31 protein-coding genes, 1 tRNA gene and 1 pseudogene are annotated in these 24,431 nt (G+C 68.4%); 17 read left to right on the top strand and 16 right to left on the bottom strand.

Annotated features, from left to right (window positions below):
- The first annotated feature begins 7 nt into the window (after positions 1-7).
- On the top strand, positions 8-634 hold the full coding sequence (locus DV707_RS12015; RefSeq protein WP_103991476.1) for an RAD55 family ATPase: 627 nt from the start codon (positions 8-10) through the stop codon (positions 632-634).
- A 96-nt stretch (positions 635-730) separates the two neighbouring features.
- Here DV707_RS12015 and DV707_RS12010 read toward each other — a convergent pair whose 3' ends face one another.
- Both DV707_RS12010 and DV707_RS12005 read right to left on the bottom strand, forming a co-directional pair.
- The gene (locus tag DV707_RS12010) at positions 731-1,039 is read right to left on the bottom strand and encodes a hypothetical protein (RefSeq protein ID WP_235010764.1); all 309 of its coding nucleotides are present in this window, start codon (positions 1,037-1,039) and stop codon (positions 731-733) included.
- A 128-nt stretch (positions 1,040-1,167) separates the two neighbouring features.
- Complete coding sequence (locus DV707_RS12005) at positions 1,168-2,154, bottom strand: FKBP-type peptidyl-prolyl cis-trans isomerase (protein WP_103991477.1); 987 nt, start codon at positions 2,152-2,154, stop codon at positions 1,168-1,170.
- A gap of 165 nt (positions 2,155-2,319) precedes the next feature.
- On the opposite strand from DV707_RS12005, the gene DV707_RS12000 reads away from it, so the two are divergent.
- From DV707_RS12000 to DV707_RS11985, 4 genes are read left to right on the top strand one after another with little or no spacing between them, the layout of a single operon-like run.
- A complete protein-coding gene (locus DV707_RS12000; RefSeq protein ID WP_103991478.1) occupies positions 2,320-2,760 on the top strand; it encodes a hypothetical protein in 441 nt (146 codons plus the stop codon).
- Between the two features lie 3 nt (positions 2,761-2,763).
- On the top strand, positions 2,764-3,435 hold the full coding sequence (locus DV707_RS11995) for a DUF7546 family protein (protein WP_235010765.1): 672 nt from the start codon (positions 2,764-2,766) through the stop codon (positions 3,433-3,435).
- Positions 3,436-3,441: 6 nt separating this feature from the next.
- The gene (locus DV707_RS11990; RefSeq protein WP_103991479.1) at positions 3,442-4,815 is read left to right on the top strand and encodes a hypothetical protein; all 1,374 of its coding nucleotides are present in this window, start codon (positions 3,442-3,444) and stop codon (positions 4,813-4,815) included.
- A 1-nt stretch (position 4,816) separates the two neighbouring features.
- Positions 4,817-5,101, top strand: a complete 285-nt coding sequence (locus DV707_RS11985) for a DUF7410 domain-containing protein (protein WP_103991480.1) — start codon at positions 4,817-4,819, stop codon at positions 5,099-5,101.
- 22 nt (positions 5,102-5,123) lie between these two features.
- Here the strand turns inward: DV707_RS11985 and DV707_RS11980 are convergent, their stop codons facing one another.
- The 6 genes from DV707_RS11980 to DV707_RS11955 form a co-directional block, all read right to left on the bottom strand.
- Positions 5,124-5,327 carry a hypothetical protein gene (locus tag DV707_RS11980; RefSeq protein WP_103991481.1) on the bottom strand — a complete coding sequence of 68 codons (204 nt, stop codon included), beginning with the start codon at positions 5,325-5,327 and terminating at the stop codon, positions 5,124-5,126.
- A gap of 55 nt (positions 5,328-5,382) precedes the next feature.
- Complete coding sequence (locus DV707_RS19320) at positions 5,383-5,754, bottom strand: hypothetical protein (protein WP_136361872.1); 372 nt, start codon at positions 5,752-5,754, stop codon at positions 5,383-5,385.
- A 50-nt stretch (positions 5,755-5,804) separates the two neighbouring features.
- Positions 5,805-6,065 (bottom strand): cytochrome C oxidase subunit IV family protein, encoded by a 261-nt coding sequence (locus DV707_RS11970; protein ID WP_103991482.1) that lies wholly within the window; start codon positions 6,063-6,065, stop codon positions 5,805-5,807.
- 5 nt (positions 6,066-6,070) lie between these two features.
- Positions 6,071-8,779, bottom strand: coding sequence for a cbb3-type cytochrome c oxidase subunit I (locus DV707_RS11965; protein WP_235010766.1), 2,709 nt, complete (start codon positions 8,777-8,779; stop codon positions 6,071-6,073).
- Positions 8,746-9,444: a cytochrome c oxidase subunit II gene (gene coxB, locus DV707_RS11960; protein WP_103991484.1), complete on the bottom strand. Its 699-nt coding sequence runs from the start codon at positions 9,442-9,444 to the stop codon at positions 8,746-8,748. Before coxB ends, DV707_RS11965 begins: the two co-directional genes overlap by 34 nt.
- Positions 9,445-9,509: 65 nt before the next feature.
- Positions 9,510-10,028 carry a DUF6789 family protein gene (locus tag DV707_RS11955; protein WP_103991485.1) on the bottom strand — a complete coding sequence of 173 codons (519 nt, stop codon included), beginning with the start codon at positions 10,026-10,028 and terminating at the stop codon, positions 9,510-9,512.
- 97 nt (positions 10,029-10,125) lie between these two features.
- On the opposite strand from DV707_RS11955, the gene cyaB reads away from it, so the two are divergent.
- The 7 genes from cyaB to DV707_RS11920 all read left to right on the top strand — a co-directional run bounded on the left by cyaB (position 10,126) and on the right by DV707_RS11920 (position 15,565).
- Entirely contained in the window at positions 10,126-10,746 is a 621-nt protein-coding gene (gene cyaB, locus DV707_RS11950) for a class IV adenylate cyclase (RefSeq protein WP_103991486.1), read from the top strand.
- Between the two features lie 92 nt (positions 10,747-10,838).
- Entirely contained in the window at positions 10,839-12,044 is a 1,206-nt protein-coding gene (locus tag DV707_RS11945; protein WP_103991487.1) for a methionine adenosyltransferase, read from the top strand.
- Between the two features lie 145 nt (positions 12,045-12,189).
- Complete coding sequence (locus DV707_RS11940) at positions 12,190-13,335, top strand: tRNA sulfurtransferase (protein WP_235010787.1); 1,146 nt, start codon at positions 12,190-12,192, stop codon at positions 13,333-13,335.
- A 265-nt stretch (positions 13,336-13,600) separates the two neighbouring features.
- Positions 13,601-13,870: a hypothetical protein gene (locus DV707_RS11935; RefSeq protein ID WP_103991488.1), complete on the top strand. Its 270-nt coding sequence runs from the start codon at positions 13,601-13,603 to the stop codon at positions 13,868-13,870.
- 191 nt (positions 13,871-14,061) lie between these two features.
- Positions 14,062-14,520 carry a DUF5804 family protein gene (locus DV707_RS11930; RefSeq protein WP_103991489.1) on the top strand — a complete coding sequence of 153 codons (459 nt, stop codon included), beginning with the start codon at positions 14,062-14,064 and terminating at the stop codon, positions 14,518-14,520.
- A gap of 180 nt (positions 14,521-14,700) precedes the next feature.
- On the top strand, positions 14,701-15,018 hold the full coding sequence (locus DV707_RS11925; RefSeq protein WP_103991490.1) for a PRC-barrel domain-containing protein: 318 nt from the start codon (positions 14,701-14,703) through the stop codon (positions 15,016-15,018).
- A 91-nt stretch (positions 15,019-15,109) separates the two neighbouring features.
- Positions 15,110-15,565, top strand: a complete 456-nt coding sequence (locus DV707_RS11920; protein ID WP_103991491.1) for a hypothetical protein — start codon at positions 15,110-15,112, stop codon at positions 15,563-15,565.
- 74 nt (positions 15,566-15,639) lie between these two features.
- Here the strand turns inward: DV707_RS11920 and DV707_RS11915 are convergent, their stop codons facing one another.
- The 3 genes from DV707_RS11915 to DV707_RS11905 all read right to left on the bottom strand — a co-directional run bounded on the left by DV707_RS11915 (position 15,640) and on the right by DV707_RS11905 (position 18,986).
- Positions 15,640-16,758, bottom strand: a complete 1,119-nt coding sequence (locus tag DV707_RS11915; RefSeq protein WP_103991492.1) for a glycosyltransferase — start codon at positions 16,756-16,758, stop codon at positions 15,640-15,642.
- A gap of 110 nt (positions 16,759-16,868) precedes the next feature.
- Positions 16,869-17,960 (bottom strand): glycosyltransferase family 4 protein, encoded by a 1,092-nt coding sequence (locus DV707_RS11910; RefSeq protein ID WP_103991493.1) that lies wholly within the window; start codon positions 17,958-17,960, stop codon positions 16,869-16,871.
- A 180-nt stretch (positions 17,961-18,140) separates the two neighbouring features.
- Entirely contained in the window at positions 18,141-18,986 is an 846-nt protein-coding gene (locus tag DV707_RS11905; protein WP_103991494.1) for a universal stress protein, read from the bottom strand.
- Positions 18,987-19,108: 122 nt separating this feature from the next.
- Between DV707_RS11905 and DV707_RS11900 the strand changes: the two genes are divergently transcribed.
- The 3 genes from DV707_RS11900 (at position 19,109) to DV707_RS11890 (ending at position 20,635) form a co-directional block, all read left to right on the top strand.
- Positions 19,109-19,393, top strand: a complete 285-nt coding sequence (locus DV707_RS11900; protein ID WP_103991495.1) for a ribonuclease P protein component 4 — start codon at positions 19,109-19,111, stop codon at positions 19,391-19,393.
- 82 nt (positions 19,394-19,475) lie between these two features.
- Positions 19,476-19,724 carry a YhbY family RNA-binding protein gene (locus DV707_RS11895; RefSeq protein WP_103991496.1) on the top strand — a complete coding sequence of 83 codons (249 nt, stop codon included), beginning with the start codon at positions 19,476-19,478 and terminating at the stop codon, positions 19,722-19,724.
- Positions 19,721-20,635, top strand: coding sequence for a mechanosensitive ion channel family protein (locus DV707_RS11890; RefSeq protein WP_103991497.1), 915 nt, complete (start codon positions 19,721-19,723; stop codon positions 20,633-20,635). The genes DV707_RS11895 and DV707_RS11890 overlap by 4 nt, the downstream gene beginning before the upstream one ends.
- 25 nt (positions 20,636-20,660) lie before the next feature.
- Here the strand turns inward: DV707_RS11890 and DV707_RS11885 are convergent, their stop codons facing one another.
- Both DV707_RS11885 and DV707_RS11880 read right to left on the bottom strand, forming a co-directional pair.
- Entirely contained in the window at positions 20,661-21,473 is an 813-nt protein-coding gene (locus tag DV707_RS11885; RefSeq protein WP_103991498.1) for an HD domain-containing protein, read from the bottom strand.
- 83 nt (positions 21,474-21,556) lie between these two features.
- A pseudogene (locus tag DV707_RS11880) lies at positions 21,557-21,685 on the bottom strand (peroxiredoxin); the annotation flags it as partial.
- 94 nt (positions 21,686-21,779) lie between these two features.
- Here DV707_RS11880 and tatA point away from each other — a divergent pair.
- Together tatA and DV707_RS11870 are read left to right on the top strand one after the other, a co-directional pair.
- A complete protein-coding gene (tatA, locus tag DV707_RS11875) occupies positions 21,780-22,037 on the top strand; it encodes a twin-arginine translocase TatA/TatE family subunit (protein WP_103991499.1) in 258 nt (85 codons plus the stop codon).
- A 72-nt stretch (positions 22,038-22,109) separates the two neighbouring features.
- Positions 22,110-22,183, top strand: a tRNA-Arg gene (locus DV707_RS11870).
- Positions 22,184-22,315: 132 nt separating this feature from the next.
- Here DV707_RS11870 and DV707_RS11865 read toward each other — a convergent pair.
- The 3 genes from DV707_RS11865 to DV707_RS11855 form a co-directional block, all read right to left on the bottom strand.
- Positions 22,316-22,525: a hypothetical protein gene (locus tag DV707_RS11865; protein ID WP_103991500.1), complete on the bottom strand. Its 210-nt coding sequence runs from the start codon at positions 22,523-22,525 to the stop codon at positions 22,316-22,318.
- 85 nt (positions 22,526-22,610) lie between these two features.
- Positions 22,611-23,444, bottom strand: coding sequence for an MBL fold metallo-hydrolase (locus DV707_RS11860; RefSeq protein ID WP_103991501.1), 834 nt, complete (start codon positions 23,442-23,444; stop codon positions 22,611-22,613).
- 417 nt (positions 23,445-23,861) lie between these two features.
- On the bottom strand, positions 23,862-24,311 hold the full coding sequence (locus DV707_RS11855; RefSeq protein ID WP_103991502.1) for a DUF302 domain-containing protein: 450 nt from the start codon (positions 24,309-24,311) through the stop codon (positions 23,862-23,864).
- Positions 24,312-24,431 lie beyond the last annotated feature (120 nt).

The raw sequence follows: 24,431 nt of genomic DNA, 5'->3' as shown, positions 1-24,431 counted from the left end.
CCCCCTCGTGGCAGACAGGCTCTCGACCGGCGTCAGCGTCCTCGACCGCCAACTCGACGGCGGGATCCCCCCGGGGAGCATCGTGCTCCTCGCGGCCGACCCCGCCAGCCAGTCGGAGCTGTTTCTCTACGAACTGACCGCGGTCCGCGCGTCGCTGTATCTCACGACGATCCGTTCGGACCAGGCCGTCAAGGACGCCATCGACCGCGCGCCCGGTCACGTCGGCGACCCCACGGTCAGGGACGTCGGCGGCAACGCCCCGCTGGACACCGCCCACCGGTTCGTTCGGGACCTCCCGGAGGGCGCGAACCTGATCGTCGACGTCGTCGACGTCTTAGAGGAGACCGAACCCGCCCGCTTCCGGCAGTTCCTCAACGAACTCCAGACCCACATGGTCAACACCGGCGGGCTGGCCGTCCTCCACGGGATGAAAAGCGACGGCGAACCCCGCAACCGCGGGTACACGAAGCACATGGCCGACGTCGTCTTCGACCTCCACACGAAGATCAAGGGCTCGGAGATCGAGAACCGCCTGGCGGTGCCGAAGTTCCGCGGCGTCCAGCCGCCGGAGGAGACGATCAAGCTCCGGCTGGGCGAGCGCGTCACCGTCGACACCAGCCGCGACATCGCCTAGCGCGCCGCCGTCGCGACGCGGTCCGACGCAACGTGCGGGACGAGCCGATTCCAGGCGGCGAATCCCACGTACTTCAGGTGATGAATCCGACGTACTTCAGGCGACGAACCCGACGTACCCGAACGTCGCCAGCGTGACGGCGACCGTCAGCAGCGACCAGTTCCGCGGCGTGTCGAGGCCGCCGAGTTCGAGCCGTTTCGTGAAGAGCGAGAGGAAGTACGGGGCCAGCGGCAGCAGCCGCCAGGCGAGCGCGACCTCCCGACCGAGGCCGTACTGGAGGAGCAGCGTCAACCCGACGGTGCAAGCGGCGGCGACGACCGCGACCCGCAGGTCGTCGGTCGGGAGGTCGGCCTCCGCGGTCCCCGTTCCGTCCTCTGTCTGCGTGTCGGCGGGTTCCTCGGTCATGAGGGGTCGTGAGAGACTGAAGCGCGTTTAGCGACGCGAGGGCGCCCGCGGTGGGCACGGCGCTCGAACGGCACTCGAAACGGCGCTCGAAACCGGGATCACGTCGGGCGCGCCACCCGTCGGAGGCGTTACTCTTCGAGGTCGGCGTCGAGTTCCTCGGCGAGTTCGTCGGCGTCGACGTCGACGTCCTCGATGGCCTCTTCGATGTCCTCGGCGCCCATTCCGCCGGCGCCGCCCATCATACCGCCCATACCGCCCATCATACCGCCCATCCCCTCGATGGTCTCTTGGACGATGACCCGATCGAGGTCGAGTCGGTCCATCACGTCCTGGGCGATCTGCTGCTTCGAGAACATCCACTGCTGGTTCATCGTCATCTGCGGGGTGGCCTCGATGTACAGCGTCTCCTTCTCGACTTCGACGGTCTCGAACTCGGGCTCTTCGTCCTCGTCTTCCGCGTCGCCCTCTTCCTCGTCGTCTCCGTCCTCGACGAGCTGCTCTTCTTCGACCGTGTCCGTCTCGATCCAGACCTCGGGGGCCTCCTGGAGGTACATCTCCAGCATGCTGGCGGCCTGCTCCTCGCGGTCGTCGACCAGTTCGAGCACCTCGTACTCGTACTCGAGATCCTCGCCCGCGAGCGGGTGGTTGAAGTCGACGCGTGCGCGCCCGCTGACGATCGTCACGATCCGACCCTGTTCGCCGTCGATCTGGACCTGCGCGCCGGGGTAGCGCTCGTCCTCGTCGATCTTGTTGGCGCTGACCGTCCGGACCTGCTCGTCCTCGTACTCGCCGAAGGCCTCTTCGGCGTCGATCTCGACCGTGCCGGAGTCGCCGACCTCCGAGCCGATGAGCGCCTCGTCGACGCTCTCGAAGACGTGGCCGGCGCCGACGACGATGACGCGCGGTTCGAAGTCGTACTCGTCGGTGTCGATCTCGGCCTCTTCGGCCGTCTCCTCGTCGGTGGTGTCGACGACGGTGCCGTCGTCGGTGGTCCGGAGCGTGTAGGCCAGACGGACGAAGTCGCCGTCCTGGATGCCGGAGACGTCCTCTTCGACGTCTTCCGCGTCGGCGTCTGCCTGCGATTCGGCGGCGTCCGCCTGCTGTTCGTCACTCATACGCTGATCATCTCCCGTGCGACCCTTAAGAATCACGTTTCGACTCGCGGACGCGTCCGAGAGGCGCGACCGGGACACAGCCGTCCCCGCCGCGGATTCTCCCGGTTCCGCCTCCGTGCCGCGGCGAATGTTTATCACGGACGAACGTGATATACAACTGTTCCAATGGCACAGACGACGCTCGTCGTGAGCTTCCTGCTCGGGGTGTTCATCGTGGGCGGTGCGGTCCTGCTGCTCTCGCGCGGGCGGTTCCGCTACACGCCGGCGTACGGGGCCGACGGCGGCGACCTCGCGGATCGACTCGCCGAGGTCGCGCGGACTCCCGTGGCGTGGATGGTCGGCTTCCTCGCACTGACGCTCGTGGCGGGGGCAGCGACGGTGCTCGCAGTCGGCGGGTTCGGCGTCGCGGCCGGCGTCTCCGGTGGGGCCGCCGCGCTGCTCGCGGCGGTCGGCGTCGCCGTCCTCGCGGGCTACCTCTTCTACGGGACGTTCGCGGCCGCGCGGTCCCGCGGGCTCCACTCCGCGCAGGCCGCCGCCTTCGGGTCGTGGGCACTCGGATTGGTACTGCTCCTCGCGGTCGCAGCGAGCCTCCTCGGAATCGTCTGAGAGATGAGAAACGCACCGGCCGTCCCCGACCGATCGAGACCCGTCGGGACTCGCGGTATCCGCGTGGCCGCCGCCGTCCTGCTCGCGGAGGTCGCCGCCCTCGGGACGTACCTCGCGGTCGCGAACCCGGAGGTCGGAGCCGTCCGCTACCTGCTGTACCCGTTCGTCTGGATGAACGTCGGTCTCGCGGCGGCGGCCCGGGTTCGGGTCCCTCCCGCGGATCGGCGGCTCAGGATCGTCGCGGGGGTCCTCTCGGCGGGTTACTTCCTCGCGCTCGCGTCGCTTTCGGGGCTCGTCGGGCTGGAACTCGGCCACTCCCACGCGCACGTCTCCGGACTGCAGGTCACGCTGGCCGCGCCCGGCTGGGGACCGCGAGTCGCCTACGGCGGGTCGCTCCTCACGCTGAACTTCGTCCCCTACCGAGTGGTCGGCTACCTCTCGCTGACCGTTCTCGTGTACGCCGCCCTCCTCGACGCCGGCCGCCGGGCGCTCTCCGGGCTGGTCGGCGTCGCCTCCTGCGTCGGTTGCAGCCTGCCGCTCGTCGAATCCGTCGCGGTGGGCGTCGTCGGCGGGACCGCCGCGCTCGCGACGGTCGAACCGTTCAGCGTCGACCTCTCGACGCTCGGCTTCGTGGTCGCCGTGGGACTGCTCTCGGCCTCGGGCCGCCGGGGGTGAGAAACGGTGTCCCGCCCGCGTCTCCTCCCGCCGCTCGCGACACTTCTGGTGACGCTCCTGGCGACGACGGTGCTCGTCGACCCCGCTCTGGCGCACGCCGGATCCCTGGGCGCGGTCACCCGCAGCGCGCCGGTCCCCTCGTGGTTGGTGATCGCGTCGGGCGCGGGCGCCGTCGGCGCGTCCTTCCTGTTCACGAGCCTCCTGACGGACCGACGCGTCGTCGAGTCGGTCCCGCGTCGCGGCCGTTCGCTTCCGAACGTCGGTCCGATCCTGCGCGTGATCGCCCGCTGGGCTGCGGTCGCGGCGGTGCCGCTCGTCGTCGCCGTGGGACTGATCGGCCCCGACGCGCCCGCGGCGAACCTCCTCACGCTCGCCGTCTGGGTCGTGTGGTGGGCGGGGTACACGATGACGACGTACGCCGTCGGCGACTCCTGGCCCGCGCTGAACCCCTGGCGGACCGTCGCCTCTCTCTTCCCCGTCGAGCCGCGGTCGCTTCCCGATCGAGTGGGTTCCTGGCCGAGCCTCGCCGGCCTCCTCGCGCTCGTCGCCGTCGAGGTCCTCAGCCCGGTGGCCGCCGACCCGCGACTCCTCGCCGCCGCGGTGGTCGGCTACTCCGCCGTCACCGTCGCCGGCGCGGCGGCCTTCGGCGACGCCTGGTTCGAGCGCGTCGACCCCGTGGCGCGGACGTTCGCGCTCTACGGCCGCTCCGCCCTGATCCGTCGAACGGAGTCGGGACTGGACGTCGGTCTGCCGGGCGCGGGCCTCGCGCGCGAGTCGACCGTCTACGACTTCGACGACGTGGCCTTCGTCGTCGCGCTCGTCTGGGTGACGACCTTCGACGGCCTCGTCTCGACGGCCGCGTGGGGACGCGCCACGGCCGCGGTGACGACGGTGGGCCCCCCCGCCTGGACGGTCACGCTCGCGGGACTCCTCGGCGGGTTCGGCGGCTTCCTCGGCTGCTACTGGCTCGCGGCCCGCGGCGTCAGGCGGACCGCCCCGACGTACGTTTCCCCCCGGTTCCTCGCGGGCTGGTTCGCGCCGGCGCTGATCCCGATCGCCGCCGGCTACCACTTCGCGCACTTCGTCGGATACCTGGTCGGATTCGCGCCCACGGTCGCCGCCGTCGCCGCCGCCCCGCTCGCCCCGCCCGGGTCGCTGGTCGTCCTGTCGCCGCCGGGGTGGTTCGGAACGGTTCAGCTGTCGGCGATCGTCGCCGGCCACGTCCTCGCCGTCTGGGTCGCCCACGCCCGGGCGTTCGAGCTGTTCGCGGGCCGGGTACAGCCGATCAGGAGCCAGTACCCGTTCGCGGCCGTCGCCGTCCTGTACACGACCGTCAGCCTCTGGATCGTCGCCCAACCGATCGCCGCGGGGATCGCCTGAGATGTCCGACGTTCCATCCGCTCCCGAGACGGCGGTGCCCGACGGGGAGCGCGAGGCGGCGGTCTGTCCGCACTGCGGTCGCCCGTTTGTCACCGAGCGGCAGCGCGCGCTCCACGTCGGCGAACGGCACGACGCGACGCCGGCCGAGCGGCGCGCCTACGAGGACGCCCGCGAGGACGAGAGCGACGAGCTGTTCCGCCTGCACCTGAAGGTCGTCTTCGCCGTGGGGCTGCTCTACGCGGCGTCCGTCGTCGCCGGCGTCGTGGCGTTCAGCCTCCCCGGGTGAGCCGGGCCGCGGGCCGTGCGCGTTACGCTCCGTGTTCCCCGCCCCCGGTCGGCTCGGGGACCCGAGCGACGGCGGCGGTGAGCAGGCCGACGCCGGCGAGCGCGACGAGTCCGCAGGCGGCGACGACCGCCGTCGACAGCCCCGCGGCCTCCGCCCAGAGGAGCGCGACGACGCCGACGCCGACGAGCACGAGCGCCGCCGCCAGCGCGAGTGTCGTTCCGTTCATCGCCTTCGGATTCGATCGCAATCGTGGTAAATGTTGCCAGTACCCGTCCTCGGATTCACGGCTCCGGCGACCCGCCCGCACCGACGGCGAGGAGGAGGAGGAACACCGCGGCGGCGAGCGCGAGACTCGGACCGAAGACCAGCGCGTCAGTCGGGCGCCCTCGTGTCACCTGGAGCAACATCACCGCGACGCCGACGCCGACGGGGAGCGAAAAGAGGAGCGCGTAGCCGAGGACGGCGCGGCGGGATTCCTCGGTGCCGCCGGTCCCGGCGCTTCGCTCCCCGCTCGACCCGGTCCCGGGCGGGTCGTCGTCGGAGGCCTGTCCGGCGTCGTCGGCGCCCCGCTCGGCGTCGTCGCTGCCGTCGTCGCCTGCGTCGACGCCGGTCGCCTCGCGAGTATCCTCGAAGTCGGTCGTCGAGTGGATCATCGGGTCGGATGTCGATCGGGTCGGGTGTCGATTCCGAGCGTTCTGATAGCTCACAGGATGGAGTACGACGCCGCGAGCGTCAGCGCCAGCGCCGCCGCGAGGCCGATGAAGACGACGTACGTCAGCGAGCGCGGTTCGAACCGGAGGTGCTGGAAGTACGCCGCGACGAGCACGGCCTTGAAGGCCGAGAGCGCGACGATGATGCCGAACGCCGTCCAGTACGCCAGTCCCGCGAACTCGACGAGCACCTGCACCGTCGCCGAGACGAACAGGACCGCGAATATCGCCGTGTACAGTTTGGTGTGTGTCATTGTCCTTATAGGATGTAGAACAGCGGGAAGAGGAACAGCCAGACGATGTCCACGAAGTGCCAGTACAGGCCGAAGTACTCCACCGGTCGGTGGTCGGTCAGGTACGCCCCGCCGAGCGACCGTCCGAGGAGGTACAGCGCGCCGATCAGTCCCGCGACGACGTGTGCGGCGTGGAGGCCGGTCGTCAAGAAGAACGTCGAGGTCTGAATCGTCGCGGTCGGCTCGACACCCGTGTGGAACAGGTGCCGCCACTCCAGGGCCTTGTTCCCGAGGAAGCCGATGCCGAGCGCGATCGTCGCCGTCAGGCTGGCGACGACGCCCCACCGGTGCTCCTTCTGCGCCGCGACCAGCGCGAGGACGACGGTGAAACTGCTCGCGAGCAGGATGTACGTGTTCACCAGGCCGGGGATCGGGTCCTCAGGGACCGGCTGCCAGCCGACCCACCCCGCCGCGACGCGGGTGAACACGTACGCGCCGATGAAACCGCCGAAGAGCACCACGTCGGAGGCGAGGAAGATCCACATCCCGACCTTCCCGTTCTCGACGCCGTCGAACGGCCACGCCTCGCCGAAGCCGCCCTCGGGCGCGTCGAACGGTTCGAGCGCCCACGCGACGAGCGATCCGAGGACGACGATTCCGCCGGCGACCGCGGCGAAGAGGTAGAACGATCCGGCTATCCCCTCCACGAGCGATCCCTGTCGGACGCCGGAGAGCCCGAGGAACAGCAGGAAGGCCCCGACGCTGACCGCGAGCGGCCAGACGCTGGCGTGGTCGCCGTGGTCGTGGGCGCCCGCGTGGGCGTCGACTGCGCCGCCGCCGTCGGCCTGCGTCGACCCCGCCGCGGCCGCGGCGCCCCCGTCGGTGGCCTCCCGCGACCGGAAGGAGAGGCGGCCGTCGCTGTAGGAGGGGACGCCGGGGAAGTTCCCCGTCGGCGGCGGCGAGGGGACGGCCCACTCGGCGGTCCGAGAGAACTCCCAGGGCGCGTTGCCGACGCGCTCGCCGTCGAACGCGCTCTTCGTCAGGTTGTAGAACATAATGACGAAGGAGAGCCCCAGAATGAACGCGCCCACGGTGGCCAGTTTGTGCCAGGGGGCCATCCAGGCGTCGTACTGGAAGACGCGCCGCGGCGTCTCCCAGGCGACGAACATCGGGAAGTAAAGCAGGTTGAACCCGGCGAAGTACGCGGTGAAGTGCGCCTTCCCGAGGAACTCGTCGTACATCCTCCCGGTGATCTTCGGGAACCAGTAGTAGAGGCCGCCGACGAGTGCGGTCACCCCACCGACCATCACGTAGTGGAAGTGCGCGACGACCCAGTAGGTCCCGCGGAACTCGTAGTCGAGGACGATGGCCCCGAGGAAGACCCCGGTGATGCCGCCGAGGATGAACAGTATCAGCCCGCCGAAGGCGAAGAGGAACGGCGTCGTGAACCGGACGCGCCCCTTCACGAGCGTGTAGATCAGCGCGAACACCATCAGGTCGAAGGGCAGGGAGATGCCGATGGTCGTCACCATGAACAGCGTCTTGATCTCGAGGTTGATGCCCGTCAGGAACATGTGGTGCATCCAGACGACGAAGCTCTGGAGCGCGACGAGCACCATCGCGGCGATGAACCACTTCCGCCCGACGATGCGCCGGCCGGTGAACGTCTGGAACACCTCCGCCATGATCCCCAGCGCCGGGAAGAAGACGATGTACACCTCCGGGTGGCCGAAGAACCAGAACAGGTGCGTCCACAGCAGCGTCCCGCCCGCGGTCTCCTGGACGAAGTAGGCCGTCCCGAGGATGCGGTCCGACGAGAGGATCAGAAGCGCCGCCAAAAGCGCCGCGAAGGCGAAGAGCATCATCCAGACGGTGAGGAGAATCGACCACGAGAAGATCGGGAGTCGCCGGAGCGTCAGCCCCTCCGCGCGCATCCGGTGCATCGTCGTCAGGAAGTTCACCGAGGAGACGGTGACCGAGGCGACGAAGAGGACGAGCGCGAGAATCGCGGTGTTCGCACCGACGTCCGGGGTGAACGTCGGGAGATTCAACGGCGCGTACATCGTCCACCCGCCAGCGAAGGTCCCGCCCTGGAAGAACGAGACCACGAACAGCAGCCCCGAAGAGAGGTACAGCCAGAAACTGAGCGCGTTGAGCCGGGGGAACGCGAGGTCGTCGGCGCCCATCTGCAGCGGGACAATGTAGTTCGCGAAGCCGAACGCGAAGGGCGAGAGGAACCAGAACACCATCACCAACCCGTGCGCGGAGACGGCCTGGTTGTACGCCATCGGCCCGAGAACTCCCTCGCCGACGGCGCGGGGCTCCCACAGCTGGATCCGCATCAGCCAGGCGAGCAGCCCGCCGAGGAGCAGGAAGAACAGCGACGTGACGATGTAGAGGATCCCGACGTCCTTGTGGTTCGTCGTCGTCAGCCAGTGACGGACGGTGGACCGGGAGGGGTGCGTCGCCGCGGCCAACGCGTCGGACACGGCGCCCTCGACCGGGATCTCCTCGCCGGTCACGGTCCCGCCGTCGGTCGCTTCCCCGCCTCCGATGTCGTCGTCGGGCGCTTCCGCTCCGCCCGTGTCACCGTCGATCGCTTCCCCACCGCTCGTGTCGCTACCAGCCACCGCATCACCGGCGGCGTCGCTCCCGACCGCCTGGTCGGCGGGCCCGTTCGATCCGAGGGGTTCTTCGTCGGTCATGAGCCGTTTGCCGTCGTGTTCGCGTACCACTCGCGGTACTCGTCGGGCTCCATCACCACGACGGTCGCCGTCATGTACGAGTGGCCGCTCCCGCAGAGTTCGTAACACTGTGCGGTGTAGTTCCCCGTCTCGTCGGCCTCGAACCACGTCGTCGTGGTCTGTCCGGGGACGGCGTCCGTCTTGACGCGCAACTCCGGCACGCCGAAGTTGTGGAACACGTCGCTGGAGGTGACCCGGAGTCGGATCACCTCGTCGGCGGGCACGCGGAGGACGCCGTCCTCGGAGTAGCCGTTCGGATACGTGAACTCCCAGCCGAACCGGTAGCCCTCGACGCCGACTTCCATCTCGGGTTCCGGCGGGTCCTCGACGTACAGGAGCGTCCCGTAGGTCCAGGCGATGAGCGAGACGACGATGACCGTACTGAGCGCGAACGAGGTGAACAGCTTCCGGCCGCCGCCCCCTCCCGTCGGCAGTTCACCGAGCGTCGGCGGCTCGAAGTCGTCCTCGCGGTGCTCCCCGTCGCGGTACCTGTACGCGTTATAAAGCATATACGCGACCACGACGACGCCGACGAGCGTTCCGAGCCCCAGAAACACCTCGAAGATGCGCTCGAAGACGACCGTTCGGGTTCCTCGCGGGATCAGCTCCGGTTGCAGCGGTATCGCCGGAATCGACCCCGCGGCGTGTCCGTTCATCACTACCACGCCCACATAGAATATGCGGAACAATAGTTATAAATTATGCGCAGGTTTGTGGGCGTTTACACCTCGTGCTGTGGCAACCCCGTGGTCCTCGTCAGCACGTATCCGAGCGTCAGTCCGTAGACCCAGTGTCCCGCGAGGGAGAACAGCACGTACGACGCGGTCGTGAGGAGTCCGGCGCTCGGCCAGAACCCCGGGAGGAACCCGAACCAGAACGCCGTCGCGAACGTCGCACCGCGGAGGTATCGCGGCGCCTCCGGCGGGAGGAACGCGCCCACGACGAGGAACGTCAGCGGCAACGCGACGGTGCCGCCGAATCCGAACAGCGCGATTCCGAGCGTCACCGTCGGTTCCAGGCCGAAGAACTCCGCGAATCCGGCGAACCGCGTCACCGGTTCGGTCCGGAACAGCCCCAGGAGTCCGGGGAGACCGACGAGTACGGGTAACATCGCGACCGTTCCGAGCAGCCCCCCGCCCATCGCTGCGAGGACCACGCGAGCGGTGATCGGTATCTCGGCCGGGTCGATCAGTTCCTCTTCCACTACGTTTCCCGGTGTTTCGGATGTCTCGCTGCTCATTGTCCTCGTTGAAAATACATCATTATTAATAATAAATCACTAGCCCCCGTCGCGATCGACCGCATCGACTTTCTGCGTCCCGTCCGACCGGCCGCGTATGTACGAAGTCGAGGTCAAAGTGCCCGCGTCACACGGCGAGGTCGAGAGGCGTCTCCGGGACGCCGACGCCGAACGCGTCGAACGGGTCACGCAGGTCGACACGTACTACGACGCGCCCCACCGCGACTTCGCCGAGACCGACGAGGCGCTCCGTCTCCGGCAGGAGAGGCGAGACCCCGACGCGGACGACGACGGTTCCGGGGACGCGGACGACCGCGATTCCGGCGGCGCGGACGACCACGACCCGGCCGACGCCGAAACGACAAAAATCACGTACAAGGGGCCGCTGATCGACGCGGCGTCGAAGACCCGCGAGGAACACGAGACGGCCGTCGCCGACGGCGACGCCGCCGCGGCCATCTTCGACGGCCTCGGGTTCGAACCGGCGGCGGTCGTCGAGAAGGAGCGAGAGTTCTTCGACCTCGACGGCTACACCGTCACGCTGGATCGCGTCGACGGCCTCGGCGAGTTCGTCGAGGTCGAGGCCGAGGCGAGCGAGGGTGCGGACGTGGACTCCGTCCGCGAGGGCGCGTTCGACGTCCTCCGTCGGTTGGGCCTCGATCCCGACGAGCAGATCCGAACCTCGTATCTCGGCCTGCTCCTCGACGATTCGGAGTAAACGGGGCGCTCCGTTCGGATATCCGGTGGTAATAATAACACTGACGAAGTTTTCCGCAAGTTATAGAACGGCCGGGAAAGTAGCGTCCGGCAATGACCGAACGGAACATCTCCATCGAAGCCGCAGACCGGACCGCCGTCGAGGACCAGGGGGTCGAGATCGTCGAGCGGAAGGGGCTCGGCCACCCCGACTCGATCTGTGACGGTATCGCCGAGGCCGTCTCGCGGGCGCTCTCGCAGCTCTACCTCGATCGCGTGGGACGCGTGCTTCACTACAACACCGACGAGACGCAACTGGTCGCCGGCGAGTCCGCGCCGACCTACGGCGGCGGCGAGGTCGTCGAACCGATCTACGTCCTCATCGTCGGCCGCGCGACCAGGGAGTACGGCGGCGAGCGGCTTCCGGTCGACGCGACCGCGCTCTCGGCCGCCCGCGACTACCTCAACGAACACATCCCGGAACTCGACGTCGGCACCGACATCGTCGTCGACACCCGGATCGGCGAGGGATCGGGCGACCTCCAAGACGTCTTCGGCGAGGACGGCGCGGAGGTCCCGATGTCGAACGACACCTCCTACGGGGTCGGACACGCGCCGCTGACCGAGACCGAGGAGATCGTTCTGACCGTCGAAGAGGAACTCAACGGCCCCTACGCCGCCGATCACCCCGAACTCGGCCCGGACGTGAAGGTGATGGGCAAGCGGGAGGGCGACCTGATCGACATCACCGTCGCCGCCGCGATGGTCGACTCCTACGTAGAGGACCTCGACGAGTACGACGACGCGGTCGAGCGCGTCCGCGCCTACGTGGGCGACGTCGCCCGCGGCCTCACCGACCGCGAGGTCCGCGTCGAGGTCAACACCGCCGACGACTACGAGGCGGGGTCGATCTACCTGACGGTCACCGGCACCAGCGCGGAGATGGGCGACGACGGCTCCGTCGGCCGCGGCAACCGCGCCAACGGGCTCATCACGCCGAACCGCCCGATGAGCATGGAGGCGACCTCCGGGAAGAACCCCGTCAACCACATCGGGAAGATCTACAACCTGCTGTCGACCGACATCGCCGAGTCCGTCGTCGCCGACGTCGACGGCATCCGCGACCTCCAGATCCGGCTCCTCTCGCAGATCGGCCGCCCGATCGATCGACCGCACGTCGCCGACGCGAAGGTCGTCACCGAGGCGGGCGTCGACCTCGCCGACATCGAACCGGAGATCCGCTCGCAGATCGACGATCGGCTGGCGAACGTCACCGACATCACCCGCCGCGTCATCGACGGCGAGCTTTCGACGTTCTGAAGCCGCTCGCCGCGAAACCGAACGTGTGAGCGGAACGAACGACGCGGACCGCGAGGACACGGACGCCGACCGCCCAGCCGCCGAGAGCGCGGACGCCGACGGGACCGGCGGGCCGGCCGGCCCGACGAACCCGACGAACGCGGTCCTGATCGGTCACGGCGACTTCGGGACCAAGAGCAGCGGCGTCCGCGCGCAGATGGCCGAGCGGGTCGCCCGCGACGTCGAGGCCGCCCTGGAGGCCGACGGGATCGCGGCCGCCGTCGAGCGCCCGTGGTCGCGGATCGTAGTCCGGACCGATCGCCCGAGGGCGGCCGCCCGCGTCGCCGCGACGCTGCCCGGGATCGCGTTCGCCCGCCCCGCCGTCGCGGTCGACCCCGAGATGACGGCGATCCGAACGGCGGTCCGCCGGCTCGCCACGGCCGGCCCGCACGACGCCTCTGAGACGTACGCGGTCGACAGCGACCGGATCGGCCCCGCGGACGCACACGACTTTTCGAGCCGAGACGTCGACGTCGAGGCGGGACGGGTCGTCGGCGAGGTCACCGGCGCGTCGGTGGACCTCGACGACCCCGACCGGACCTACCGGATCGAGGTCCGCGAGCGGGAGGCGTTCGTCTCCGCGACTCGGTTCGAGGGTCCAGGCGGGCTCCCCGTCGGGACGCAGGGGCGTGTGGCCGTCCTCGTCAGCGGCGGCCTCGACTCCCCGGTCGCGATGTGGCGACTCCTCCGACGCGGGTGCGTCGCGGTCCCCGTCTACGTCGATCTCGGCGCGTACGGCGGCGCGGACCACCGCGCTCGCGCGCTCGAAGCCGTCCGGACGGTCGCCGAGCGCGCCCCCCGAGCGGACCTGCGCCCCCGGATCGTCGACGGCGGCGGACTCGTCGATCGCGTCGTCGAGAGCGCAGAGCACACGCGGATGCTGTCGCTCCGCCGCGCGATGCTGGCCGCGGCCGAGGGCGTCGCCGAGACGGTCGACGCCCACAGCGTCGCGACGGGGGAGGCGCTGGGACAGAAGTCGAGTCAGACCGGCTGGAACCTGGCGGTCACCGACGCCGCGGCGTCGCTGCCGGTCCACCGCCCGCTGCTCACCGAGGACAAGCCCGACATCGTGGCGATGGCGCGGGAACTCGGAACGTACACCGACGCGACGCTGCCCGTCGGCTGTGACAGGATCGCGCCCGCCCACCCCGAGACGAACGCGACGCTCGACGACGTGCTGGACGCCGAGCCCGACGGACTCCTGGACACGGCGCGGGAGGCGGGGCGAAGCGCCGAACTCGGCTCTCTCTGACGTTGAATCGCTCTGAGATCGGATCGCTCTGAGGTCGGACCGCTCTGAGGCCGGACCGTTTCGTGGCCGGCGTCCCGGCGCCGGGCCCCCTCGCTCTCGACGCGGCGGTTCGCGCGAGACCGCCGGTGCGTCCCGTGCGAACGCGACGCACAACTTTCTATGTGTATGTTCACCTCACACCGAAGAGAAGGTAATCATTGTTGCTTATTGCGTGATAGATTGGGCAAAAATGGATTTACATACCTTCGGACCGTACGAACTGGTAATGTCAAAGACGTGCCGTCCCGCCCCGCCGCCGTCGGACGAGGAGTGGACCGTGAGGCAGGTGGTCCCGCGCAGCGACTGGGACGCCGCGAGCGAGACGTGTCCGACCTGCGGCGAGCGCGTCGACCTCCGGGGCCCGCACTACCAGGTGGAACTCGACCGGGAGCGGACGCCCGAAGCGGGGTCGAAGCTGACCCGAGAGCGTCGGCTCCTCGCCTTCTGCGACGAGGGGTGTGCCGCCGCCTGGCTCGACGAGACCGGCAACCGCTGACGCCGGGCGCGGTTGAGTCCGGCAACCGCCGGTGACAAGGCGTCCGACCGCAATCGATTTATCCCTCCTTCTCGACCGTTCTGACATCTCTCGACGCCCTCGACGCTGCCAGTTATGATTCACGCCTCTCCGTACACGGTACGCGCACCGCTCCGTAAGCGAGCCTCTCGTCCACTTTCGGTCACCCGCCCGTGACGCGCGTCTGCTTCGTCGGTTCCGAAGACGTCGACGTGCAGTACGAACTGCTCTCGCGGGAGACCGCACGCGAGGCGCTCTCGACGTACCAGCGGTACGCCCCGTTCGAGAACTCGCTGGCGGTCGACACGGTGAGCCTCGGCGCGGCCGTCTCGCTGTGCAACGACCTGAACTGGTATCTCGTCCGGTTCGTCGACCTCGCGCTCGTCCGCGAGCCGAGCATCGCCGCCGACGAGTGGTTGAGCCGCTCGCTGGCGGCCGCCGTCCGCGACGGCGACGTACGGCCCGGGGAGACCGGCGAACGCCTCGCGATCTACGGCGTCGAGGAGGGACGGCTGGTCGAGCCGATGTACGTCACCCGGCGGCCGGACGGAACCGTCCCCGGATACGACCTTCGAGAGGTGGAGGAGACGGTGACCGTCCGCGTGACCGGCGAAGAGTTCGACGCCGCCTGATATTCGAGGGCGTCTCCGCCGATCGGGCGACCTGTACCGACCGGACGTCAGCGAGGTATCAGGCGAGCGGTAGGGTGGGGTAGTTCACGGGCTCGCTGCGCATCGCCGCTGGAAGCCGCTCTGCGGAGGCCCGGACGCGCCCTACCAACAATTAAGACGGACCCTCCCGATCATCGGAGTATGGACGAGACCCCCCAGAAGATCACGACCCTCGTCGGCCGCGAGGTGTACTCGAACGAAGGCGTGTTCGTCGGCGAGGTCGCCGACGTCCGGCTCGATCTCACCGAGCGGCAGGCCGTGACCGGACTCGCGCTCACGCAACTCAACGACGAACTCTTCTCTGACCTCGTCGGCAGCAAGAAGGGCGTCATCCTGCCGTACCGCTGGGTCCGCGCCGTCGGCGACGTCATCCTCGTCAACGACGTCACGCTCCACGACGTCATCGAGCAGATGACACAGCCCAACGGCGAGGACAAAGAGGATTCCGCGGTCGCGTAACGTCGACGCGAACGAGGCCACCGCTCCCTTCGCTCTCCGAATTCGTCTCCCGACCGTCAGTCATTTGCGGGGCGAGTCTGTACTCGGAGGTATGTCGGACGAATCAGACGATCCCGCCGCCGAGAACGACGCCGAAAAGACGCCATCCGAGGACGACGCCGCGGAGGCGTCGGATGACGCCGAGGAGAAATCGTTCCGCGAGCGCGTCGAGGAGATCCGCGAGCGACGCGCCGAGGAGCGAGAGGAGGGCGACCGCCCCGACCCCGAGGAGATGATGGGCGGGGGCGGTCCGGGCGGCGCCGGCGGCAACCCCTTCGCACAGATGATGAGCGGGATGATGGGCGGCGGCGGCCCCGGCGGAATGGGCGGTGGCGGCGGCCCGCCCGGAATGGGTGGCGGCCCCGGCGGCCGCGGCGGTCCCGAGGAGAGCGAATCCGCGGGCAACGAGGAACTCGTCCGGGAGGTCCGACAGCTCCGCGACGAGGTCCGCGACGCGACGCGACAGCTCCAGCGCATCGCCCAGGCCGTCGAAGATATCGACGACTGACGACCGCCCCGAGGACCGACGGTCACAGACCGCCCCCGGACGTGGGGCGGAAGAGCGACCCGACCGAACCGCGGCTACCCCTTTTCGCCGATGACCCGGTCGTAGAGCGCGGAGAGCTGATCGACCACGCGCTCGACGCTCAACTCCTCGCGGTGTGACAGACAGGATTCGGCGAGCGACTCGCGTTCGTCGAGCACCCGACCGATCGCGTCGCGGCAGTCCGCCACGTCGCCGTGCTCGTAGTGATACCCCGTGACGCCGTCCTCGACCGTGTTCGAGAGCGCGCCCGCGTCGACCGCGACGACGGGCGTCCCGCAGGCGTTGGCCTCGAGCGCGACGAGGCCCTGCGTCTCGACCGGACTCGGGAAGACGAACGCGTCGAGCGCGGAGTAGAAGGCCGGCAGCTCCTCGCGGGGGAGAAAACCGAGGAACCGCGCGTCGACGTCGAGGCTGTCCGCCAGCGATTCGAGGTCCCCGCGCGCGGGACCGTCGCCGCCGATGACGACCGTCGCGTCGACGCCGTCGGCCGCGCGGACGAACTCCGAGAGGTTCTTCTCGTACCCGTGGCGGCCGGTGTAGCCGATCAGCGGGCCTTCGGGAAGGCCGTGGCGTTCCCGGAACGCGTCGGGGTCCGTCGGCGCGAAGAAGTCGACGTCGACCCCGTTCGAGAGCACGACCGTCGGCGTGTCGACGTCCACAGTCTCGCGGACGCGGTCTCTGGCGTCCGCGCTGGGACAGACGATCGCGTCCGAGCGGGAGAGGAACCACCGCTCGTACCGCTCGGCCAGTCGCTCGATGCTATGCTCGACGCGCGGTCGGGACGTGAGGTAGTCCGCGTACTCCGCGGTCGGCGTGTGATAGGAGGTCACGAGCGGCAGGTCCTCGCTGCGGGCGAGTCGCGCCCCGCCGATGCCGACGGCGAACGGGGTGTGCGCGTGGACGACGTCGACGTCCTCGACGGCCTCGGGGACCCGCGGCGTGCCGATGCGAAAGCCCTCGTACATCGGGAACGGCAGGCTCCGAACCGGATACTCCTCGGGGTCGGGGTCGTACTCGGCGCTGCCGGGGTAGACGATCCGCATCGTGCCGCCGCGCTCGCGCCAGCGGTCCCGCCACGTCTGAATCGTGTAGGAGACGCCGTTGACTGTCGGCAGGTAGGTGTCGGTGAAGGCGGCGACCGAGGCGGGAGCCATCGGCGACGATTCACGGACGGAGGGTTAAATCGTTGCGAATCGATCGGACTGGTTCGGCGTGGCCCGTCCGCGCGCTCGCGTGATCGGGCGACCTCGCGGTCGTCGGGCCGCTACTCCTCGACGTCGACCGGCCGCCCCGCCCGCTTGGCCTCGCGGACCTCCCGATAAGTCGCCGCCAGTCGCTCGCCGACCCGATCCAGACTGTGTTCCGTCGCGGTCTCCCGGGCGTTTGCGCCGAGTCGCTCGCGGAGGTCCTCGTCCTCCGCGAGACGCTCGACGGCGTCGACGAACTCCGCTTCGGTCTCGCACTTGAGACAGTCGTGGCCGTCGGTGTAGAACTCCTCGAACACCGGGATGTCGCGGAGGACGACCGCCTTCCCGCAGGCCATCGCCTCGAGGACGGCGATGCCCTGGTTCTCGTTCTTCGTCGGGAAGAGGTAGACGTCGCCCGCGCCGTACGCCCCCCGGATGTCGTCGATCCAGCCGGTGAACGTGACGTTCTCGGGCGGGTTCGACGTCCACCGCCGGACCGCCGTCGAGGCGTGCGGGCCGGTGTCGTAGGGTCCGAACCACGCGAAGTCGTAGGGCGTCGCCTCCGCGACCCGGCAGAACGTCGAGAGGCCCTTCCGCTCGAAGACGTTGCCGACGAGGAAGACGACCGTCCCCTCGAGGTCGTAGCGTTCGCGGTACTCCCCGCGGAGGTCCTCGAACCCCTCTAAGGCCTCGACGTCGACGCCGTTCGTCATCGGGCGGATCGGCGCGTCGACGGGGTACGATTCGAGGACGCGCTTCGTGTACTCCGAAGGACAGAGCACCAGGTCCGCCTGCGAGTAGAACCACTTCAGATACCGCCCCAGCGCCGGCGCGACGGTCGTCGACCCCCGGAACGACTCCGCGAAGTCCTCGCGCGTCACGTGCGTGTGGAGTATCAGGGGAGTACCGTCGCGCTTCGCGCGGCGCGCCACCGCGAGCGAGCCGGGGCCGACGAGGTTGCAGTGGGCGACGTCGTACTCGCCGAAGAGGCCGTGACCGGAGAGGGCCGACCGGAGGCCCGTCGGTAGGTCCCCGCCGCGCCACGGCGAGGTCACGACCTCGACGTCCGTCCGTTCGAGGGCGGCCCGCTGCTGGTCCGCCGCGGTCCCGATGCCGCTGCGGTCCAGCCGCGATTCGAGTTCGAGGTAGTTGAGCGCGCGGAGAGCCACGTCGTCGTGGATTTCCTCGCGACCCTATTTATATATGCGACTCTCGACGGGCGCGGCGGCGGCCGCGACGCACGGGGCCGCCCGGTCGCGACGCCCGCGTCGTACTGCCGGCTGTACATCGATGAAGAACGCCGCGACCCCGGAGTCGCGGATGTCTCGAAATAGGTGCAGCCGACAGTATCAGCGCCTCTCGCCCGACGGCGGGACGAGCAGGACGTTGTTGTTGCCGCGGGCGACGATCGACTCCGAGACGCTTCCGAGGAGGAGGCGACGGAGACGACTCCGCCCGCGCGTCCCGAGCAGCGTCGTCGTCGCGCCGACGCGCGTCTCCTCTTCGAGGATCTCGTCGACGGCGCTCCCCTCGCGGACGTTGATCCCCGCCTCGATTCCCATCTCGCGTTCGACCTCGTCTGCGAGGTCTTCCAGCCGCCGTTGGGGGTCTTCGACCGCCGGGCTCGCGTTCTCCTTCTGGACGTGCAGGAGGTCGACCGCCTGCGTCGCCCCCTTCAGCATCGGGAGGAAGTCGAACGCCTGCCGGGCGTTGTCGGAGAAGTCCGTCGCGAACAGGACGTGCTGGAAGAGGTGCTCTTTGACGACGGCCTTTTCGGACTCCGGGGGCGCGATCCGCTCGACCAGCAGCGGGCGCGTGGCCGTCCGCGCGACGTTCCGCGTGGTGCTCCCGACCAGCCGGTTCGCGAGCGGGCTCTCGCCCCGCGAACCGACGACGATCATATCCGCGTCCAGGCGGTCCGCGAAGCCGTTGATCCGTCGGTGCGGCGTCCCGCGGGCGACGTGCGTCTCGACGGCGAACCCCGCCGACTCGAAGACGTCGCGCTGGGGTTTCAGCGACTTCCGGGTGTCCGTCGCGGCGTCCATCCCCGGGAGGCCGCTGGAGACGTTGTCGGGGACGACCGTCACGAGGTGGACCTCGGTGACGCCGATGTTGTCGAGGCAGTCCAGGCACGTGCGTGACCGGATCGCCGCCTCGTTCGCGTCCGAGAGGTCCGTGGCGAATACGATGCGCATACTTCGAGTTCGTGCTCCACGGATTAATATTGTGCGGTTAGTACAATAAAATGAAATACGGCTTGCCGAACCGATTGGAGACGACTCGGAACGCCTTTGTTCGCCCGAGTCCGTGCGCCCGTATGGGCATCCCGGCCGAGCGAATCGAGCGACTGCACGACCTCGCGCGGGAGGCGACGGCCGGAGCTGACGTCGACCTCGCCCGGGAGTACGTGCGCCTCGCGCGCCGGATCGCCGAACGGAACCGGATCAGCCTCCCGCGTCGGTTCCGGCGCTTCACCTGTGACGACTGCGACGCGTACCTCCGCCCCGGCGCGACGGCGCGGGTCCGACTCCAGTCCGGACACGTCGTCGTCAGGTGTCTCGCCTGCGGTGCGACGAAACGGTACCCCTACGAAGACGCCTAGCGAGGGACGCCTGCCGTCCGAGAGGTCGGATACTGGTCGAGAGTCTTAAGTTTCAAACCGGATGCCGACGTATCGAAGCCGTATGGACGAACAGGAGCTGCGCAAGGCGGCCCACGACCTGGACGTCACCGTCTGGGTGGGAAAAGGGGGGATCGATCCGGTCGTCGAGGAGGCGGCCGATCAGTTGAAAGACAGAGAGCTCGTGAAGGTGAAGTTCCTCCGGGCGGCCCGCGGGGGCACGACCGTAGAGGAACTCGCCGCCGAACTCGCCGAGCGCGCCGACGCGGAGGTCGTCGAGACGCGGGGTAACACGGGGGTCCTGCACCGATGAGCGCCGGGGCCCCGCTGCAGGCCGGCATCGGCCTGAACGACTCGATCGCCGGACTCCTGGCCGGGTTCGGCGTCCCGGACGCGATCGCCAGCCTGCTCGGGCAGGCGCTCGCGTTCCTCGTCGTGTTCGCGGTCGTGTTCGTGATCGGGCGCAGCGTGCTCCTGCCCATCGCGACCCGGATGATGGACTCTCGGGGGCTCGAATCACACGCCCAGAAGCCGCTCCGCCGACTCCTCGTCGTCGTCGTCGGCTTCGCCGGCGTCACGGCGGCGTTCGGCGCGGCGGGGTATCCGAACTTCCTCCAGTCGCTCGCGACGATCGCCGCCGCGGCCACGCTGGCGATCGGTTTCGCGATGCAGGACGTCCTGAAGAACTTCGTCGCGGGCATCTTCATTTATACTGATAAGCCGTTCAAGATCGGCGACTGGATCCAGTGGGACGGGAACTCGGGCGTCGTCGAGGACATCAGCTTCCGCGTCTCTCGGGTTCGGACGTTCGACAACGAACTGCTGACGGTGCCGAACTCGGCGCTGACCGACGGCGTCATCAAGAACCCCGTCGCGAAGGACAAGCTCCGGCTGCAGGTCCCCTTCGGTATCGGCTACGACGACGATACGGAGAAAGCGACCGAGATAATCATAGAGGAGGCCGAGGCGCACGCGGACATCCTCGAAGACCCCGCACCCTCGGTACGGCTGACCGAACTCGGCGACTCCTCGGTGACGCTCACCTCGCGCATCTGGATCTCGGACCCGAGCCGCGCGGACTTCGTGAAGACCCGCGCGGACTACGTCCAGGCGGTCAAACAGCGCTTCGACGAGGAGGGAATCGACATCCCGTACCCGAACCGGACCCTCGGCGGCGAACTCACCGTCGCCGGTCTCGAAGAGATCTCGCCCGCCGACGACTGAGTCGTCCGGCATTTCGATTCGCCGCTCACAGTTCGATCCGCTCGACGAGCTGGTCGCCGGACTTCGTGTTCACCGCGACGATGCGGACGTGTTCTTCGAGTCCCGAGCCGTCGAGTTTCGCCTTCAGCAGGTTGTCGACCTGGTAGACGCCGGCGGCGTTGATCATCTCGATCTCGACGAGGACGGCCTTCCCGTCGCCCGGGCGCAACGAGACGTTCTCGATGGCCTGACTCGACAGCGTGTTGATGCCGCGGCCGCCCTTCTCGTAGGGGATGCGCGAGCGGCCGCGCTCCATGTCCAGCGCGTCGGCGACGCGGATGATCCCCGCCTCCGTCGTCAGCGGGTCCTCCGCGGTGTGGTGACAGAGGATCGCGTGGAGCACCTCGGCCTTCAGCCGGACCGCCTCCTCGGTGTCGTAGAACCCCAACTGCGGGACGAGTCGGTCGAGGAGGTCCGCCGCCAGCGGGATCGAGTAGTAGACGTGGTCGTCGCGGTGGACTACGTGACCGATGTCGTGCAGCGTGGCCGCCAGCGCGAGGATCACCGGTTCGTCGGCCTCGTCGAGGCCCTGATCTGCGGCCCCGTTGCACGCGACGTCGCCGCCCTTCAGGAGGTCGTAGAGACAGAGCGCGCGATTGCGGACGATCTCGATGTGCTTCGTTCCGTGGTCGTTGTACCCCTTCCGCTGGACGGCGTTGACGTTTTGCGCTTCGAGGTAGGTCGTGACCTCCGGATCCGAGAGGATCTCGTCGAGAACCGCGTTGACCCGCTCGTCGGGGAAGTTGTGCTCGGCGTCGGGATCGTACTCGCGACCGCCGTTTCCGCTGGAGTTCGCCATAGAACCGGCTACTCCGGCGGCGGCAAAGTATCTGCGGGAGTCGTGTACTGATGCTAATTACTCTCGTCTCTTCCCGCCGAGCGCTACCGTGCGTCTTGGGCGTTGGCGTCGATTTCGGCGGACTTCGCGTCCTCGGCCGCGGCGGCGACCTCGTCGTAGTCGGGTTCGACGCCGGGGTCGTCGCTCACCCACTTGTCGGTGATCTCGCCCTCCGTCGTCGCATCCGGCGGTCCGTCTGCGGTCGTTTTTGCTCGGGGTAGCCGAGCAAAAAGCCTATAATTACCACTGGGTTAGGTTCTGGTAGCGATGTACGGAACTATCACCCCACTGTTCCCGGGGCTGCCGGGTGGGCCGGAAGTGCTCGTCGTCCTGCTCATACTGGTGCTTCTGTTCGGCGCCAACAAGATCCCGAAACTCGCCCGTTCGACGGGGCAGGCGATGGGCGAGTTCAGACGCGGCCGCGAGGAAATCGAAGAAGAGCTCAGCCAGATGGAAGGCGACGACGAAGAGGAAGAAGAGAAGACGACGTCGACATCGACTGAGACGTCGACCGAGACGAACTGACGCGCTGTCGCCCACCCGGTCCTTTTCGCGAAATCCAATTCGTTTAAGCGGTGGCTGTACAATCGGCCGGTGGGACGCGTGGCCTAGTGGACCAGGGCGAGGGGTTCCTAACCCCTAGATCGCGGGTTCGACTCCCGCCGCGTCCGTTCGCTTCGCTCACTCCCGCGGCGTACCCCCGCTCGCTTCGCTCGCGGGAGTCCCGCCGCGTCCGCTCTGCTGTCGAACGAAGTGAGACCCAGAGCGCACCGTTCGGGAGTCGAACCCACGGAACGGGATGCTCACTCGCCCCCGCCGGCGTCGACGCGACGATACGCCGGTCGCAGCCCGCCCCAGAACAGCACGACGGCCACTACCACCGCTGCGCCGGCGAGCGGGGCACCGCTCACTCCGAAGAGTTCGCGGAGGGCGACGACGATCCCGACGACGAGAAGACCGTAGGCCGCGAAAAAGAGCCTCGCTTTGCCGGACATACCCGGTTCCAGAACCATACGGCCACGCAACTCCGGACCGACAAGTTCCTTGTGACGAGCCCGCCGCGTTTCGACTGCGCGCCGCCCCGCCGACACCCCCCGCTCAGAGGTCGACGCGGTCGCCGATCTCGACGAGTTCGAGCGACTGCGGGTACTCGTAGCTCCGCGCGTGGTGGTGCAGCACCTTCGGATCGGCGGTCATCCCCTTCCACATGTCCCAGTGACTCGGGAGGAAGCGATCGAACCGGAGGTCCGAGGCGGACTTGACGGCCTCGTTCTCGGTGGAGTACCAGCGCGTGCGGACCGGTTCGCCGGTCTCCTTGTCGTCGATGTTGCCGATCGCGCCGAACGCCAGCACGCCGAGGTCGATATCGTATCGGTCGCCCAGTTCGTCGAAGTCGTCGTGCGGCTTCGTGTCGCCGCCGTGGAAGAACGTGCCCGAGTCGTGCTCGAAGACGTACGAGACCGGGTGCGTCGAATCGGGGTCGTGCGAGAACTCCACGTGGACGGTGAACTCGCCGACGTCGAGGGTGTCGCCCTCGGCGACCTCCGTGAACTGCGACTCCTCGAGGTCGTACTCGTCGAGCCACGCCTCGTCGTCGAAGGCGACAGACAGCGAGTCGTCCGGGGCGTAGAAGGGCGCGCCGGTGTTCTCGAGGATCGGCGCCTGACTCGGGCCGTGGGTGTGGTCTGTGTGCTCGTGGGTGGCGAAGACGGCGTCCATCTCCGCGACGTCGTCGGGATCGAACGGCACCGGAATCATCCGGACGGTCCGCGGCGGATCGCCGGTCCCCAGGTAGGGGTCGATCGCGACGGTCGTGCCCTCGCTGCCCTTCAGGATGAAGCCGTTGCAGCCGAGGTACCAGACGGCGACGGTGTCGGGATCCGCTGCTTCCACGGCGCGCGGGAGCCAGTCTCCCCAGTCGCTTCGAGTCATACGTGTCGCTGTGGCCGGCGGTAGGCTAAGTGTTCCGGAGACGGACGCGGATCTGACGATCTGCCACCACGGACTGCCGGCCCGGAGCGGACGTCTACTTTCCACCACTAAAAATAGCCGAGGTTAACTTACGAACGTTTGGATAGGTGGATCAAAAGTGGCTATACAGATATAATAACTCGAAGGAGCACTAGGAACATCAAACGATACCGTCAGAAGATATTTATATCATATCGCCGTCGTCTATGATATGAACTCTCATACCAGGGAAACGGCGAACTTCTCGCAGATGGACGCGACGATCCGGGAACTCGGCTCGTGGAGTCCGCGCTCGGAGCGCGAAGGTCCCTGACCGGCGTCAGCGGAGTCCGTTTCGCGGGTCGAAACCCCTCGTGACGGTCGAAGTGGTGGATGAGTTCACTCGGCGTCGAGGTTACCGAACGCCTCGTCGACGAGTTCGCCCGTGTCGGCGATGATGTCGGCCATCACGTCGTCGTCGGGCGCCATCCCGACGAGTCGGGCGATCCGCATAATGCTCACGTGATAGACGGTCTGGACGCCCGGTTCCTCCTGCCAGATCACGACGTTGCACGGGAACAGCCCCCCCATCCGCTTCTCGCTCGCGTCGAGCGCGCGGTTCGCCATGTTCGGGTTGCACGCGCCCAGAACGTAGTACGGGTCCCGACCGGCGTCGACCTTCTCGTTCAACATCTCCGAGGCCGAGAACTCGGTGGCGACGCCGAACCCCGCGTCCGTGAACGCCTCGCGCACGTGTTCGATCGCCTCCTCGTGGTCCATCCGAAGGGTGGCTCGCTCCTCGCCGATGTCGCCCGCCGCGATCGCTTCAGGGTCGATTGGTAACGTCATCGACGTAGGGTACGACGGCATCCGATGAAAACGTATGGGAGTGTGTCTACTGCACACTATCGCTCCACCGCACACTGTCGCTTCCCGGCGGGGGCACCGCTCCGACGTCGGCCTCGCGGG

It is taken from the genome of Halobellus limi (assembly GCF_004799685.1).
GTDB lineage: Archaea > Halobacteriota > Halobacteria > Halobacteriales > Haloferacaceae > Haloquadratum > Haloquadratum limi.
This window is presented reverse-complemented; position numbering and strand designations above follow the sequence as displayed.

Excerpts from the sequence above, each read along its gene's own strand:
- cyaB (WP_103991486.1), top strand. The coding sequence starts at position 10,126 with ATGTACGAAGTCGAGGTCAAAGTGCCCGCGTCACACGGCGAGGTCGAG.
- tatA (WP_103991499.1), top strand. The coding sequence starts at position 21,780 with ATGTACGGAACTATCACCCCACTGTTCCCGGGGCTGCCGGGTGGGCCG.
- DV707_RS11865 (WP_103991500.1), bottom strand. The coding sequence starts at position 22,525 with ATGGTTCTGGAACCGGGTATGTCCGGCAAAGCGAGGCTCTTTTTCGCG.
- DV707_RS11905 (WP_103991494.1), bottom strand. The coding sequence starts at position 18,986 with ATGCGCATCGTATTCGCCACGGACCTCTCGGACGCGAACGAGGCGGCG.
- DV707_RS19320 (WP_136361872.1), bottom strand. The coding sequence starts at position 5,754 with ATGATCCACTCGACGACCGACTTCGAGGATACTCGCGAGGCGACCGGC.
- DV707_RS11980 (WP_103991481.1), bottom strand. The coding sequence starts at position 5,327 with ATGAACGGAACGACACTCGCGCTGGCGGCGGCGCTCGTGCTCGTCGGC.
- coxB (WP_103991484.1), bottom strand. The coding sequence starts at position 9,444 with ATGAACGGACACGCCGCGGGGTCGATTCCGGCGATACCGCTGCAACCG.
- DV707_RS11900 (WP_103991495.1), top strand. The coding sequence starts at position 19,109 with ATGGGCATCCCGGCCGAGCGAATCGAGCGACTGCACGACCTCGCGCGG.
- DV707_RS12000 (WP_103991478.1), top strand. The coding sequence starts at position 2,320 with ATGGCACAGACGACGCTCGTCGTGAGCTTCCTGCTCGGGGTGTTCATC.
- DV707_RS11895 (WP_103991496.1), top strand. The coding sequence starts at position 19,476 with ATGGACGAACAGGAGCTGCGCAAGGCGGCCCACGACCTGGACGTCACC.
- DV707_RS11925 (WP_103991490.1), top strand. The coding sequence starts at position 14,701 with ATGGACGAGACCCCCCAGAAGATCACGACCCTCGTCGGCCGCGAGGTG.
- DV707_RS11855 (WP_103991502.1), bottom strand. The coding sequence starts at position 24,311 with ATGACGTTACCAATCGACCCTGAAGCGATCGCGGCGGGCGACATCGGC.
- DV707_RS11885 (WP_103991498.1), bottom strand. The coding sequence starts at position 21,473 with ATGGCGAACTCCAGCGGAAACGGCGGTCGCGAGTACGATCCCGACGCC.
- DV707_RS11890 (WP_103991497.1), top strand. The coding sequence starts at position 19,721 with ATGAGCGCCGGGGCCCCGCTGCAGGCCGGCATCGGCCTGAACGACTCG.
- DV707_RS11945 (WP_103991487.1), top strand. The coding sequence starts at position 10,839 with ATGACCGAACGGAACATCTCCATCGAAGCCGCAGACCGGACCGCCGTC.
- DV707_RS12005 (WP_103991477.1), bottom strand. The coding sequence starts at position 2,154 with ATGAGTGACGAACAGCAGGCGGACGCCGCCGAATCGCAGGCAGACGCC.
- DV707_RS11985 (WP_103991480.1), top strand. The coding sequence starts at position 4,817 with ATGTCCGACGTTCCATCCGCTCCCGAGACGGCGGTGCCCGACGGGGAG.
- DV707_RS11955 (WP_103991485.1), bottom strand. The coding sequence starts at position 10,028 with ATGAGCAGCGAGACATCCGAAACACCGGGAAACGTAGTGGAAGAGGAA.
- DV707_RS12010 (WP_235010764.1), bottom strand. The coding sequence starts at position 1,039 with ATGACCGAGGAACCCGCCGACACGCAGACAGAGGACGGAACGGGGACC.
- DV707_RS11860 (WP_103991501.1), bottom strand. The coding sequence starts at position 23,444 with ATGACTCGAAGCGACTGGGGAGACTGGCTCCCGCGCGCCGTGGAAGCA.
- DV707_RS11995 (WP_235010765.1), top strand. The coding sequence starts at position 2,764 with ATGAGAAACGCACCGGCCGTCCCCGACCGATCGAGACCCGTCGGGACT.
- DV707_RS11915 (WP_103991492.1), bottom strand. The coding sequence starts at position 16,758 with ATGGCTCCCGCCTCGGTCGCCGCCTTCACCGACACCTACCTGCCGACA.
- DV707_RS11935 (WP_103991488.1), top strand. The coding sequence starts at position 13,601 with ATGTCAAAGACGTGCCGTCCCGCCCCGCCGCCGTCGGACGAGGAGTGG.
- DV707_RS11970 (WP_103991482.1), bottom strand. The coding sequence starts at position 6,065 with ATGACACACACCAAACTGTACACGGCGATATTCGCGGTCCTGTTCGTC.
- DV707_RS11920 (WP_103991491.1), top strand. The coding sequence starts at position 15,110 with ATGTCGGACGAATCAGACGATCCCGCCGCCGAGAACGACGCCGAAAAG.